The sequence below is a fragment of the Kosakonia arachidis genome (assembly GCF_900116535.1).
In the GTDB taxonomy this organism is placed as follows: domain Bacteria; phylum Pseudomonadota; class Gammaproteobacteria; order Enterobacterales; family Enterobacteriaceae; genus Kosakonia; species Kosakonia arachidis.
Window position 1 is genome coordinate 684,080 of record NZ_FPAU01000001.1, and the last position, 13,672, is coordinate 697,751.

Genomic DNA, 13,672 nt, shown 5'->3' on the forward strand with positions numbered 1-13,672 from the left:
GGACGACCATGCGGTGAGCCAATGTTCGGCAGGACGACCTGCCACGATTGAGTCTGACCTATGTTTACGAAACTCCTGATCGCCAACCGCGGGGCGATTGCCTGCCGTATCATGCGCACTTTGCGCACAATGCAGATTGGCGGCGTTGCCGTCTATTCTGATGCCGATATCAGCAGCTTGCATATTCGCGAGGCCGACGAAGCGATTAGCCTCGGCGACGGCCCGGCAGCAGGCACCTATCTGGTGACGGAAAAAATCATTGCCGCCGCCCGCGAGAGCGGGGCACAGGCGATTCATCCCGGATATGGTTTCCTCTCTGAAAACGCGGCCTTTGCCGAAGCTTGTGAAGCGGCAGGCATTGCTTTTGTTGGCCCGACGTCTGCGCAACTGCGCGTTTTCGGCCTGAAACATACCGCTCGCGCACTGGCGAAACAACAGGGCGTGCCAATGCTGGAAGGCACCGAACTGCTTGCGGATGTGGATGAAGCGCTACGTGCCGCAGAAAGCGTCGGTTACCCGGTGATGCTGAAAAGCACGGCGGGCGGCGGCGGCATTGGGATGCGAGTCTGCACGACGGCGAGCGAATTACACGACGCATTTGACGCGGTAGTCCGGCTGGGGAAAAACAACTTCAGCGACGCGGGCGTATTTATTGAGAAGTACATCGCCCGCGCCCGTCATCTGGAAGTGCAGATTTTCGGCGATGGCGCAGGTGAGGTGATTGCCCTTGGCGTGCGCGATTGTTCCGTGCAACGTCGCAACCAGAAAGTGCTGGAAGAAACCCCCGCGCCAAACCTGCCTGCGGGCATGGAAGAAGCGCTGTGCAGTGCGGCCATTAAGCTCGGTAAAGCGGTCAACTATCGCAGCGCGGGCACGGTGGAGTTTGTCTACGACAGCGAAGCCAAACGGTTTTACTTCCTCGAAGTGAACACCCGTTTGCAGGTTGAGCATGGCGTGACAGAGCAGGTATGGGGCGTGGATCTGGTTGGCTGGATGATTGCGCTCGCCGCCGGGGAACTGCCGCCACTGGCGCAGCTTCGCGACAGCCTGATGCCCAGCGGCCACGCGATTCAGGCGCGGGTTTATGCGGAAGATCCTGGCCGCCAGTTCCAGCCATCACCCGGTTTACTGACTGACGTGGCCTTTCCGGCGGACGATCGCCGGGCATTGCGCATCGATAGCTGGGTGGAATCCGGCTGTGAAGTACCGCCATTCTTCGACCCGATGCTGGCGAAAATCATCGCCTGGGAGCCAACGCGTGAGGCGGCAGTGCATGCGCTGTACGACGCGCTGGGCACCACCCGTTTATACGGCGTGGAGACCAGCCGTACCTATTTACAGCAGATCTTAACCTTTACCCCGTTCGCCTGTGGTGAACCCTGGACGCGCTGCCTTGAAGGTCTGACGTATCAGGCGCATACGCTGGAAGTGCTGAACGCCGGGACGCAAACTACTGTGCAGGATTATCCCGGGCGTATAGGGTACTGGGCAGTGGGTGTGCCGCCATCCGGGCCGATGGACAACCGTGCGTTGCGTCTTGGCAACCGTCTGCTGGGCAATGATGACAACGCGGCGGCGCTGGAGATCACCCTGAGCGGCCCGACGCTGAAATTTAACTGCGATGCACAGGCGGTTGTCACTGGCGCGGATATTGCGCTGACGCTCAATGGTGAGCCGCTGGCGATGAACCGTATCTTCACGCTACGGGCGGGGATGACGCTGCACATCGGCGACATCAGCGGTGACGGGGTGCGCAGTTACCTCTGTCTGCGCGGGGGCTTCCAGGTACCGGAGTACCTGGGCAGCAAAAGTACTTTCACGCTGGGGCAGTTTGGCGGCCATGCCGGGCGAGCACTGCGTACCGGCGATGTGCTGCATCTGGCACCATTAACGGAACCATGTGGCGAAACGGCGTTGCCGCAGGCGCTGCATACGCCGCTTTCCCCGGTGCGTGAGTTGCGGGTGATTTATGGCCCTCATGGTGCGCCGGAGTACTTCACCCCGGCGTATATGGCAACCTTTTTGGCTACCGACTGGGAAGTGCATTTTAACTCCAGCCGCACCGGCGTACGCCTGATCGGCCCGAAACCGGAGTGGGTGCGCGACAGCGGCGGCGAAGCCGGTCTGCATCCCTCCAATATTCATGACAACCCATATGCTATCGGTGCGGTGGATTTTACCGGCGACATGCCGGTGATCCTTGGCCCGGACGGCCCGAGTCTTGGTGGTTTTGTCTGTCCGGTGACCATTATTGAAGCGGATCTACCGGCCATTGGCCAACTGAAAGCGGGTGATAAAGTGCGTTTTATCCCGGTTGATATCGCCACTGCACGCCATCTGGCGCAGGCGCAGGAAGCGCAAATCGCCAGCCTCAAGCCGCAGGTGGTGGCGTGGCAACCCGTGGCGTTGGCTTCGCCAATCGTTCTGAACTGTGGCGAGGCGGATAAGCGCCTGGTGGCGCGACTTTCCGGCGATACGCATCTGTTGCTTGAGATCGGCGAGCCGGAGCTGGATCTGGTGCTGCGTTTTCGCGCTCACGCCTTAATGCAGGCGCTGGAAGCGCTGGCGCTGCCGGGGGTGATCGATCTGACGCCGGGTATTCGCTCGCTGCAAATTCACTACCAGCCGGAAACGTTGGGGCTGGCGCAACTGCTGGAGACGGTGGCCGGACTATGGCAGAGCGTGTGTGAGCGCCAGGATTTGGATGTGCCGTCGCGCATTGTCTGGCTACCGCTCTCGTGGGACGACCCGGCATGTCAGAAAGCCATCGACAAATATATGACCACCGTGCGCCGCGATGCGCCGTGGTGCCCGAGCAACCTGGAGTTTATCCGCCGCATTAACGATCTGTCGAATATCGATGAAGTCTACAAAACGGTGTTTGACGCCAGCTATCTGGTGATGGGACTGGGTGATGTCTACCTTGGCGCGCCAGTGGCAACACCGCTCGATCCGCGCCACAGGCTGGTCACGACCAAGTACAACCCGGCGCGCACCTGGACTGCGGAAAACTCGGTTGGCATTGGTGGCGCGTACCTTTGCGTGTATGGCATGGAAGGGCCGGGCGGCTATCAGTTTGTCGGGCGGACGCTGCAAATGTGGAATCGCTACCATACCGTGGCGGATTTTGCCGGTAAGCCGTGGCTGCTGCGTTTCTTCGACCAGATCCGTTTTTATCCGGTTGCTGCCGATGAATTGTTAACCATTCGTCGCGACTTCCCGCTCGGGCGTTATCCGCTGCGCATTGAGCACACCACGCTGAAGCTGGCAGAGTATCAACAGTTTCTCGCCGATGAAGCACAAAGTATTGCTACATTCCGTGCGCATCAGCAGGGCGCTTTCGCCGCCGAGCGCGATCGTTGGATCGCCAGCGGCCAGGCACATTTTGACAGCAGTGAAGCGCTGGCGGAAGAGGGTGAGGATGCGCCATTACAACCGGGGCAACAGGGCATCGACAGCCCAATCTCCGGCAACTTGTGGCAGGTGAATGTCACACCGGGCAGCCAGGTTCGCGCAGGTGATGTGCTGGTGGTGCTGGAGTCGATGAAGATGGAGATACCGTTGCTTGCCGCCCATGACGGCGTGGTAAGCCAGGTACGCGTGCAGCCGGGCAGTTCGGTGCGCGCGGGGCAGTGTGTGGTGGTTCTGGAGAAAACAGTATGATGCAGCCGTTTGATTTACGCCTTGATGTACTGGCACAGGCTTACCGCGATGGCCTTTTAACGCCGCGCGACGTCATAGCGACGTTGCGGGAGCGAGCGCTGGCGCTGAACCCGGAATTCAACACCTTTATTTATCTTCTCAGCGCGGCGGAACTGGAGCCATATCTGACGGCGCTGGATAACGTACCGCCTGAGTCTCTGCCGCTGTACGGTGTGCCGTTTGCCATCAAAGACAATATTGATCTGGCAGGCATTCCTACCACTGCGGCTTGCCCGGCATTTGCGTATACCGCAAAACAGAATGCGACCATCGTCGCACAATTGATTGCGCTGGGTGCGGTACCGCTGGGTAAAACCAATCTTGATCAGTTCGCCACCGGGCTGAACGGCACGCGTTCACCCTATGGTGCCTGCCGTAACAGCGTACATGCCGATTATCCGGCGGGCGGTTCCAGTGCCGGATCGTCGCTGGCGGTGGCGCTGGGGCTGGCAAGCTTTGCGCTGGGTACGGATACCGCTGGCAGCGGGCGTGTTCCGGCGTCACTCAATAATCTGGTTGGTCTGAAAGCGACCAAAGGGTTGATCTCCACGGCAGGTGTGGTGCCTGCCTGTCGCACGCTCGATTGCGTCACGTTTTTTACCGCTACCGCCGCTGAAGCCAGTCGCTTGCTGGCGCTAACGGCAGTGAAAGACGCGCACGATGCCTATAGTCGTGGTAACCCGGCGTGGAACGATGCACAGGCCTTTGGCGTGCCGCAACCGGGTTTCCGTTTTGGCGTCCCGGCAACGCTGGAATTCCTCGGCTGTGCAGAGAGTGAAGCGCTGTTTTATGCGGCAAAAGCTCGTCTGGCGTCGCTTGGCGGTGTAGCGGTGCCACTTGATTTCACCCCGTTCCTTGCCGCTGCGCGCCTGCTGTATGAAGGGCCGTGGGTGGCGGAGCGCTACCACGTCGTCGGGCCGCTGATTGAAAAACAGCCTGATGCAGTGCTGCCCGTGATCAAAGCGGTGCTGAGCAATGCACCCTCCACGGATGCGGTGGCAGCGTTTGATGCGCAATACCGTTTACAGGCCTACAAAGCGCAGTGCGATGCGCTGCTCATCGATTTGGACTGTGTGCTGACGCCAACTTACCCACGCCCGGTAACGCTGGCGGAGCTGGCCGATGAACCGGTAAAACGCAATGCCGATCTCGGTTACTACACCAATTTTATGAATCTGCTGGATTACGCTGCTGTTGCGGTACCTAACGGGATAATGGCCAACGGCTTGCCTTCCGGCGTTACGTTGTTTGGCCGCGCCTTTACCGATCAGTATCTGCTGAGCCTTGCCGATGCGATGCAGCGCAGCACGTTACTGGCCTTGCCCGGCGGGCGGAAAATGGAGACTGCCGTTCCGGCAAACGCCGCGAGCCACGATCGGCTGGCGCTGGTGGTGTGCGGCGCACATCTGGATGGGTTGGCGCTTAATGGTCAGTTGCGTCAGCGGGGCGCGACCTTACTTCGCGCCACTCGCAGCGCGCCGCAGTATCGGTTATATGCGCTGGCAGATGGTAAACGACCGGCTATGGTACGTGACGAGCAGCAAGGCGCAGCGATTGCCGTGGAGGTGTGGGAACTGCCGCACAGCGAAGTTGGCTCTTTCCTTGCCGGTATTCCGGCACCGCTTGGGCTGGGTAAAGTTGAGCTGGAAGATGGCCGCTGGTTGAGTGGATTCATTTGTGAAAATTATGGTTTGCAGGGGGCACAGGAGATCACGTCTTACGGCGGATGGCGCGCCTGGCTGGCTTCCTCTTTGTAAAGGATTGTCAATATCGATTAATTATTGACCGCGTACATGATTTTGTGCAAATAGCAGCCATACTATTATCTTGCCCCATTGGCTGACAAGGGAGGAAATATGTATGAGCGTTGATGAACTTGTTCGTCGTCTGTTGACGAAGTTGACTGCTGTCAGAACGGACCTTGTGGCCTACACCCAGATGAGGAAGGTAAAAGGTTATATGTCGGTCAGCGAAAACGATCGTCTGCGTGAACGTCTGTTTGCCCTGGCACTTGATATTCGTGATAAAGGGGAACGGCTGAACAACATGCCGGATCGCGAGACGCGGGGTGCATTGTACCGCGCCGAAGAGGCTCTCTCTTCAGCGGCCGTTTGCCTGCTGAGCGGGCGACAGGATTGCCCAACGTATATCTCTGTGAATGCCGATAAACTCGAACGTTCACTGAAGGTGCTTGATCACGCCATTCTCTACCTTAACGAGCATTCACCGCTCGAAAAGGTTTAGGCGCAAGGGGGAGGGAACTCCCCCTTCAAGGGGGAGGGAACTCCCCCTTCTTGTCTGCCCATTTTCTTTCATGTCGAATGTATAAATTCTGTAAACCAGCGTTTCATTTCTGCGTCCCGGTCTACCCTTTACTCTGCGAAGCTGCTGAATAGCTGAATAAAGGAGAACCCGATGCGCCGTCTTCCCCTGTTGCTGCTGTTTCTTTCCGTCCCGGTATTTGCTGAGCCTGCGGCGGTGAAGGTTGATGTTCTGCAAGGCAAACTCGATCACCCCTGGTCGCTGGCATTTTTACCCGATAATCATGGCATGTTAATCACTTTGCGTGGTGGTCAACTACGCTTGTGGCGGCCCGGTAAGGGGCTTTCCGACCCGATAAGCGGTGTACCGAACGTATGGGCGCACGGGCAGGGCGGCTTGCTGGATGTGGTGCTGGCGCCTGATTTTGCCCAGTCGCGCCGGGTATGGCTAAGCTATGCGGAAGCGGACAAAGAAGGCAAAGCCGGTACCGCAGTCGGTTATGGTCGCCTGAGCGACGATTTCACCCGTCTGGAGTCGTTTCAAACGGTGTTCCGCCAGCAGCCGAAACTCTCAACCGGTAACCACTTTGGCGGTCGGCTGGTGTTTGACGGCAAAGGATATCTGTGGATTGCGCTGGGCGAGAACAATCAGCGCCCGACGGCGCAGGCGCTGGATAAATTGCAGGGCAAACTGGTACGGCTGACCGATCAGGGGAAAGTGCCGGATGACAACCCGTTTGTCGGTCGCAAAAATGCCCGTCCGGAGATCTGGTCATATGGCATTCGTAACCCGCAAGGAATGGCAATAAACCCATGGAGCCATGCTCTGTGGTGGCACGAACACGGGCCGCGTGGCGGTGATGAAATTAATATTGTGCAAAAAGACAAAAATTACGGCTGGCCGATTGCCACCTGGGGCATCAACTACAGCGGGCTGAAAATTCCCGAGGCGAAAGGGCAGATTGTGCCTGGCACCGAACAGCCAATCTTCTACTGGCCGAAATCCCCGGCGATAAGTGGTATGGCATTCTATAACGCCGACACTTTCCCACAGTGGAAAAAGAAACTCTTTATTGGCGCGCTCAAAGATGAAGATGTCATCGTGATGAGTGTTAATGGCGACAACGTTACGGAAGAGGGTCGCATTCTTGCTGATCGTAAGCAGCGCATCCGCGATGTGCGCGTGGGGCCGGATGGCTACCTTTATGTGCTGACCGATTCTTCGGACGGCGAGCTGTGGAAAGTGCGTCCGGCTTCGTGACGAAGGGGAAGCGCCGTTTGCCTGTTTGCCGATGATGGATATGGCGGAGTCGGTCGGGTTTACCGGGCATCCCTGCCCGGTAATGTCGGGTATCAGGTTACCGGAATCATCACGGTTGTGCGGAACCCTGGACGTTCGCAAAGTTGTGCGTACCAGCGTTGTAGATTGGCGCGTGGCGCCCAGCTTAAATCGGGAATAGCAAACAGGTTGTAGATAAATGGGCCAACGGCGATATCGGCGCAGCCAAAGCTTTCGCCGGAAAACCAGATCTGTTCCGCCAGCGCGTTATCAAGAATAGCTAACATTCCTTCAAGCGATTGTATTGCTGCCGCAATCGCGGCGTTATCCCGCTGCTCTGGCGGCGTGCGCACCAGTCCAATCATCACCTGGGCATATTTCGGCGCCAGGGTGCCAATCGTCCAGTCCATCCACTTTTCCCCTTCTGCGCGCACGGCGGGAGTTTCAATCCACAGGCGGCCCTGACCATATTGGGTGGCAAGATAACGCACGATGGTGTTTGATTCCCACAGCACAACGCCGGTTTCATCGTCACGCAGCAACGGCACCAGCCCATTCGGGTTCATCGCCAGATATTCGGCATCGTGATTCAGGCCAAATTGCCCACCCGCCAGAATATGCTCGTACGGCAACTCCAGTTCTTCCAGCAGCCAACGAACTTTTTTGACATTAGTTGAGTTATTCCTGCCCCATAGCGTTATCATTTTTACCCCTTTGAAGTGGATCTCTGTCAGGGGATTCATGGTGGGGGAAAGTTAACGTTCTGGCAACGACTTAGAAAAAGATCGCACAAAGTGAGCGCAACACCCTGTTATTGCATAAACTTTAAAAACTTTACTCACCGACGGTTTTTTTCGCTCCGTTTGTGCGCTATTACTCACCGTTTGTTGCGGCACGTGTTGTGACGTTTGTTTGAATGGATACTCGGGTGGCTATCTATGACGCATTTCGCTTTATCCCTTCGCAGCCTGGCTGCGGGCTCCGCGCTGTTATTTCTCTTTTCTCCTTCACTCTACGCGGTTGAACAAAACTCGGATCCGGCCGCGCCGCCGGTTGACGCACGCGCATGGATCCTGATGGATTACGCCAGCGGCAAAGTGCTGGCTGAAGGTAATGCCGACGAGAAACTCGATCCCGCCAGCCTCACCAAACTGATGACCAGCTATGTGGTGGGCCAGGCGCTGAAAGCCGGAAAAATTCATCTCACCGATACGGTAACCATCGGTAAAGATGCCTGGGCGACCGGCAACCCGGTACTGCGTGGTTCTACGCTGATGTTTCTGAAACCGGGCGATCAGGTGTCGGTCGCGGATTTGAATAAAGGGGTGATTATTCAGTCCGGCAACGATGCCTGCATCGCCATTGCTGACTATGTCGCCGGGAGCCAGGATGCATTCGTCAGCCTGATGAACAGCTATGCGCAGAAACTGGGGCTGACCAATACCACCTTTAAAACCGTACACGGTCTGAATGCGCCGGGCCAGTTCAGTACCGCGCGCGATATGGCGCTACTCGGGAAAGCCTTAATTCATGATGTGCCCGATGAGTACGCCATTCACAAGGAAAAAGAGTTCACTTTTGATAAGATCCACCAGCCGAACCGTAACCGGCTGCTGTGGAACACCAGTATGAATGTGGACGGCATGAAAACCGGCACGACCGACGGCGCCGGTTACAATCTGGTGGCTTCCGCGACACAGGGCGATATGCGCCTGATCTCGGTGGTGCTGGGCGCGAAAACCGACCGCATCCGCTTTAATGAATCCGAGAAACTCCTCAGCTGGGGTTTCCGCTTCTTCGATACCGTGACGCCAATCAAACCCGATGCCACTTTTGTCACACAGCGCGTCTGGTTTGGCGACAGTAGCGAAGCGAAGCTCGGCGCGGGTGAGGCGGGCTCGATCACTATCCCGAAAGGGCAGCTTAATAATTTGAAAGCGAGCTACACGCTGACGCAGCCGGAACTGCAGGCGCCGCTGAGCAAAGGCCAGGTGGTGGGCACGATCAATTTTCAACTGAACGGTAAAACCATCGAACAGCGTCCACTGGTGGTGATGGAAGCGGTACAAGAGGCCGGGTTTATCGGCCGGATCTGGGATTTCGTTATGTTGAAATTCCACCAGTGGTTTGGCGGCTGGTTCTCCTGACGTTAACTGACCGTGCCCCGCTGGGCACGGTCAGTACATCAATGTGATTTGCTGCTGTTCTGCGAACTGCACCATGCTGTTATCCGGACGGCAGTCGCTGGCAATCACGTCAAACTGGCTGAGCGCGCTCATGCAGGCCGGGCGCACTTTACCGAATTTGCTGTGATCCACCACCAGGACGTGATATTGCGCACTCTCCATTGCCCAGTGTTTCACCGGCAACTCTTCAAGATTAAAACAGGTCGCGCCCTGTTGTGCATGCACGCCTGCCGCCGAATAGAAGGCGATGTCCGGGCACAGATTTTTCAGCGTCTCATTAAAATTCAGAGGCTTGAAAATAGCATTGCTGGCATGAAATTCGCCGCCGCACAGGATTGCGCGGCAAAGCGGTTTTTCCTGTAACGCCAGAAAAGTATTCAGAGAGTAGCAAACGCCGATAAATGGTAAATCGTCAGGAATGGCGTCAATTACCCACGGCATGGTGGTGCCGCAATCGAAGAAGGCCATCTGATGCGCGTGCAACAGCGCCGCAGCCTGCTTTGCGGCGCGGCGTTTCTCTTCGACAAGCCGGGTTTTTTGATCACTTAAAAGATAGTGGCTGGCCGCGCGCGGCTCCAGCACGATATAGCCGCCCAGCAGAACCACAGGAGCGCTGTTGGTACTGAGATCGCGGCGAATAGTCATCTCTGAAACGCCAAGCAGCATTGCTGCCTCTTTCAGATGCAGCTTGTCACTGTGCCTGAGCGCCGTCAGTAGCTGGCTAATCCGTTCGTCACGTCTTGTTTCCATATTTCCCCTGAATAAAACAAAAGCCCTGCATTGAGCAGGGCGTTCATCTTACCTTTGGTGGTGGGGTTAGTCACGTACCCAGCCACGGCGAATCAGCGTTGCAAAGCAGAACCGATAAATCTGCTGAATGATACGATAGAGCGCCGGACCAAAAGCTTGCCACAGGATTTGCGCGCTCAGACAACCGCTGATGCCGACGACCAGCGCGCCGAACATATCCAGCGGCCAGTGGACGCCAAGATAGACGCGGGACCAGGCGATCGCCAGACCAACCGCCATTAGCACAGCGCCCGACCACAGGCGGTGCCAGGCGAGGAAAGCCACGGCAAAAGTAAAGATGACTGTACCGTGGTCGCTTGGGAAAGAACTGTCCGGCGCATGCGGCAGGAAGTTATAGCCGACATGATCGGCAAAGGGGCGGTCGTGGGGAAAAAAGTGGCCTAATAACAGTGAGATGCTCATGCTGACTACTATCGCCATCGAAATTTTAATCACCAGTTGACGTTGGGCGCTAACCTGATGATGGGGGCCCCATAGCCAAAGACCTACCGCCAGTAGTGGTACAATGCTAATGAGATCGCTGGCGCTAAATTCGGCCAGCGCAATTAACCAGCGTGGGGAGTCGGGCGTTGCGTTAATCCAGTAGAACAGCGTGTGATTGAGGCTCTCTAACATAGGTTTGTTACTCTTTGATTAAACGACCGCATTTGCACGAAAGCGCCCACCTTAAAAGCGCGTCGACAAACGGTAAAGGGGTTTTATCTTACACCCCGGAGAGTTAGACGATTCTTAAACAAAACCGTAATAATTGCGCACATTACATCCAGGCGATTAAGAAAACCTTAATTGGCCGAAAAGCGCTAAATTTAGGCAATGGCTGTAAATGCGCTATCACTGCCGGACGGCTTTTATTACACTCTGCGCGATTTTTCATAGATGAAGAGACTGCATGCAAAACTATTCCTTATCGGGCCAACGTCTGGGACGACGGGCGCTACTCTTTCCCATTTGCCTGGTGCTTTACGAATTCTCGACTTACATCGGCAATGACATGATCCAACCCGGCATGTTGGCCGTGGTGGAGCAGTACAACGCTGGGATCGAATGGGTGCCAACATCCATGACCGCTTACCTGGCGGGTGGCATGTTTTTACAGTGGCTCTTGGGGCCGCTGTCGGATCGCATTGGCCGCCGTCCGGTGATGCTGACCGGCGTGGTGTGGTTCATTGTGACCTGCCTTGCCACGCTGCTGGCGCAAAACATCGAACAATTCACGCTGCTGCGTTTTTTACAGGGCATCAGCCTGTGCTTTATTGGCGCGGTGGGCTACGCCGCGATTCAGGAATCCTTTGAAGAGGCAGTGTGTATTAAAATCACTGCGCTGATGGCCAATGTGGCGCTGATTGCGCCGCTGCTTGGCCCTCTGGTGGGGGCCGCCTGGGTCCATGCCGCGCCGTGGCAGGGGATGTTTGTGTTGTTCGCGCTGCTGGCGGCGTTCTCCTTCTTTGGTCTGCAAAAAGCGATGCCGGAAACGGCGACCCGTCTTGGGGAGCCACTCTCGCTGAAGGCGTTGTGGCGCGATTATGCGGAAGTCATGAAAAACCTGCGTTTTGTCGCCGGTGCGCTGGCGACGGGGTTTGTCAGCCTGCCGTTACTGGCGTGGATCGCCCAATCGCCAATTATCATCATTAGCGGTGAACAACTCAGTAGCTATCAGTACGGCCTGTTGCAGGTGCCGATTTTCGGCGCGTTGATTCTCGGTAACCTGGCGCTGGCGCGTTTGACGTCGCGGCGCACCGTACGGGCTCTGATCATTATGGGCGGCTGGCCGATTGCTGCCGGGTTGCTGCTGGCGACAGTTGCGACGTTGGTGTCATCACATGCTTATTTGTGGATGACTGCCGGGTTGAGCCTCTACGCTTTTGGCATCGGGCTGGCGAATGCCGGGCTGGTGCGCCTGACACTGTTCGCCAGCGAGATGAGTAAGGGCACGGTGTCGGCAGCGATGGGCATGTTGCAGATGTTCATCTTTACCGTCGGTATCGAAATCAGCAAACATGCCTGGCTGGCGGGTGGCAATGGTCTGTTCAGCCTTTTCAACCTGGTAAACGGTGCGTTGTGGATTGGCTTGATGGTGGTGTTTCTGCGCGATAAGCGCGTGGGGAATTCGCTGGACAGTTAAGGCGGCGGCACGTCTGTGCGCCGCCTTGCGGTTAACAGGTTTCCGCTTGTGCTTCCGGGGCCGGTTTTGCCACGGCGCGGGCGACCAGCGCGGCAATCAGCACCAGACTGAGTACCACCAGCATGGCGCTGCGCAAGCCGTAGTGCTCGCCGAGAAAACCGAGCAGCGGCGGGCCGACGAGGAAAGCCAGGTAACCGGTGGTTGCTACCACGCTAACGCGGGTAGGGGCATCCGGGCCGGTGTCGCTGGCGGCTGAGATGGTCAGCGGGAACCCCAGAGATGCGCCAAGTCCCCACAAAATCACCGACACGCCTGCCACCCAGGCGCTGTCGACAAAGATAATCAAACCAATTCCCAGGGCACCCATTAGTGCGCTGGCACGAACCACCGTCACGCGATTATAGCGATCGATAAACCAGCCGCCGGTAAAACGGCCAATAGTCATGCCAAGGGTGAAACCTGCGTAGATCAGTGAGCCGGAAGTAGGGCTAAAACCGTGGCCGTCCACCATCAGCAGCGGCAACCAGTCGTTGGCGGAACCTTCTGCGAACGCCATCGCCAGCACCACCACGCCAATCAGCAACAATTGGCTATCGCGCCAGAAGGGGATTCCCTTCTTCCTCTGTGCGTTCTCTTCTGCGGAGTTTTTGCCGGTGCCATCCGGAATAGCGGCAATCGCCACGATAATCGGCAAAATAGCGACCAGCGCCGCCAACAGAATATGCACATTGGCAGTGAGGCCGAGCGCGGTTAACGTCATGCCGATCCCCGCGCCGACCAGCGTGCCGAAGCTGTAAAAACCGTGCATCATTGGTAGCACGGTTTTATTCATTTCGCGTTCGACCTCCGCACCTTCAATATTCATCGCGACTTCGCCCGCGCCGAGGCTGCCGCCGAACACGGCCAGCCCGATGGCAAACAGCAGCGGTGAAGCGACCCACAGCGCGAGGCTGAGGATAATCATGCCGAGCACGGAAAAGGACATGCTGGCGCGGATCACTTTGCGTGCGCCGAAGCGTTTAACCAGCCACGCGGAAGAGAGAATACCGCTCATGGAACCGATCGACAGGCCAAACAGCACGCCGCCCATTTCCGCCGTCGAGACGGACAAAATATCGCGGATTGCAGGCGTACGCGTTGCCCAGGAGGCCATCAGTAATCCGGGCAGAAAAAAGAAAGTAAACAGCGCCCATAGACGGTTGCGCAGGGCATTGCGGGAGGCGGTTGCGGTCATAGCTTCACGTCGGAACGTCGGAAAATGAAAAGGTAAGACAACACTAGCAAGGAAGTGTACATTTGTACATAAATCCGT

10 protein-coding genes are annotated in these 13,672 nt (G+C 57.0%); 6 read left to right on the forward strand and 4 right to left on the reverse strand.

The window, feature by feature from the left end; all coding sequences use genetic code 11:
* The first annotated feature begins 60 nt into the window (after positions 1–60).
* The 4 genes from uca to BM427_RS03370 all read left to right on the forward strand — a co-directional run bounded on the left by uca (position 61) and on the right by BM427_RS03370 (position 7,224).
* On the forward strand, positions 61–3,663 hold the full coding sequence (gene uca / locus BM427_RS03355; RefSeq protein ID WP_090119201.1) for an urea carboxylase: 3,603 nt from the start codon (positions 61–63) through the stop codon (positions 3,661–3,663).
* The gene (atzF, locus tag BM427_RS03360; RefSeq protein ID WP_090119203.1) at positions 3,660–5,459 is read left to right on the forward strand and encodes an allophanate hydrolase; all 1,800 of its coding nucleotides are present in this window, start codon (positions 3,660–3,662) and stop codon (positions 5,457–5,459) included. The genes uca and atzF overlap by 4 nt, the downstream gene beginning before the upstream one ends.
* A gap of 103 nt (positions 5,460–5,562) precedes the next feature.
* On the forward strand, positions 5,563–5,946 hold the full coding sequence (locus BM427_RS03365) for a biofilm formation regulator BssR (protein ID WP_090119205.1): 384 nt from the start codon (positions 5,563–5,565) through the stop codon (positions 5,944–5,946).
* Between the two features lie 171 nt (positions 5,947–6,117).
* A complete protein-coding gene (locus tag BM427_RS03370) occupies positions 6,118–7,224 on the forward strand; it encodes a PQQ-dependent sugar dehydrogenase (protein ID WP_090119207.1) in 1,107 nt (368 codons plus the stop codon).
* Positions 7,225–7,316: 92 nt separating this feature from the next.
* On the opposite strand, the gene BM427_RS03375 is transcribed toward BM427_RS03370, so the two are convergent.
* Positions 7,317–7,946: a glutathione S-transferase family protein gene (locus BM427_RS03375; protein ID WP_090119209.1), complete on the reverse strand. Its 630-nt coding sequence runs from the start codon at positions 7,944–7,946 to the stop codon at positions 7,317–7,319.
* 234 nt (positions 7,947–8,180) lie between these two features.
* Between BM427_RS03375 and dacC the strand changes: the two genes are divergently transcribed.
* On the forward strand, positions 8,181–9,389 hold the full coding sequence (dacC, locus tag BM427_RS03380; RefSeq protein ID WP_090119211.1) for a serine-type D-Ala-D-Ala carboxypeptidase: 1,209 nt from the start codon (positions 8,181–8,183) through the stop codon (positions 9,387–9,389).
* Positions 9,390–9,419: 30 nt separating this feature from the next.
* Here the strand turns inward: dacC and deoR are convergent, their stop codons facing one another.
* A complete protein-coding gene (deoR, locus tag BM427_RS03385; protein WP_090119213.1) occupies positions 9,420–10,178 on the reverse strand; it encodes a DNA-binding transcriptional repressor DeoR in 759 nt (252 codons plus the stop codon).
* 66 nt (positions 10,179–10,244) lie between these two features.
* Positions 10,245–10,853, reverse strand: coding sequence for an undecaprenyl-diphosphate phosphatase (gene ybjG, locus BM427_RS03390; RefSeq protein ID WP_090119215.1), 609 nt, complete (start codon positions 10,851–10,853; stop codon positions 10,245–10,247).
* A 274-nt stretch (positions 10,854–11,127) separates the two neighbouring features.
* Here ybjG and BM427_RS03395 point away from each other — a divergent pair, with 274 nt between their 5' ends.
* On the forward strand, positions 11,128–12,360 hold the full coding sequence (locus BM427_RS03395) for an MFS transporter (RefSeq protein ID WP_090119217.1): 1,233 nt from the start codon (positions 11,128–11,130) through the stop codon (positions 12,358–12,360).
* Between the two features lie 31 nt (positions 12,361–12,391).
* Here the strand turns inward: BM427_RS03395 and BM427_RS03400 are convergent, their stop codons facing one another.
* Positions 12,392–13,594, reverse strand: a complete 1,203-nt coding sequence (locus BM427_RS03400; protein ID WP_090119219.1) for an MFS transporter — start codon at positions 13,592–13,594, stop codon at positions 12,392–12,394.
* Positions 13,595–13,672: the final 78 nt, after the last annotated feature.

Bases quoted from the DNA above. Each gene is read 5' to 3' on its own strand.
- BM427_RS03365 (WP_090119205.1), top strand. From the start codon at position 5,563: ATGAGCGTTGATGAACTTGTTCGTCGTCTGTTGACGAAGTTGACTGCT.
- deoR (WP_090119213.1), bottom strand. From the start codon at position 10,178: ATGGAAACAAGACGTGACGAACGGATTAGCCAGCTACTGACGGCGCTC.
- BM427_RS03375 (WP_090119209.1), bottom strand. From the start codon at position 7,946: ATGATAACGCTATGGGGCAGGAATAACTCAACTAATGTCAAAAAAGTT.
- BM427_RS03395 (WP_090119217.1), top strand. From the start codon at position 11,128: ATGCAAAACTATTCCTTATCGGGCCAACGTCTGGGACGACGGGCGCTA.
- atzF (WP_090119203.1), top strand. From the start codon at position 3,660: ATGATGCAGCCGTTTGATTTACGCCTTGATGTACTGGCACAGGCTTAC.
- BM427_RS03370 (WP_090119207.1), top strand. From the start codon at position 6,118: ATGCGCCGTCTTCCCCTGTTGCTGCTGTTTCTTTCCGTCCCGGTATTT.
- ybjG (WP_090119215.1), bottom strand. From the start codon at position 10,853: ATGTTAGAGAGCCTCAATCACACGCTGTTCTACTGGATTAACGCAACG.
- dacC (WP_090119211.1), top strand. From the start codon at position 8,181: ATGACGCATTTCGCTTTATCCCTTCGCAGCCTGGCTGCGGGCTCCGCG.
- BM427_RS03400 (WP_090119219.1), bottom strand. From the start codon at position 13,594: ATGACCGCAACCGCCTCCCGCAATGCCCTGCGCAACCGTCTATGGGCG.
- uca (WP_090119201.1), top strand. From the start codon at position 61: ATGTTTACGAAACTCCTGATCGCCAACCGCGGGGCGATTGCCTGCCGT.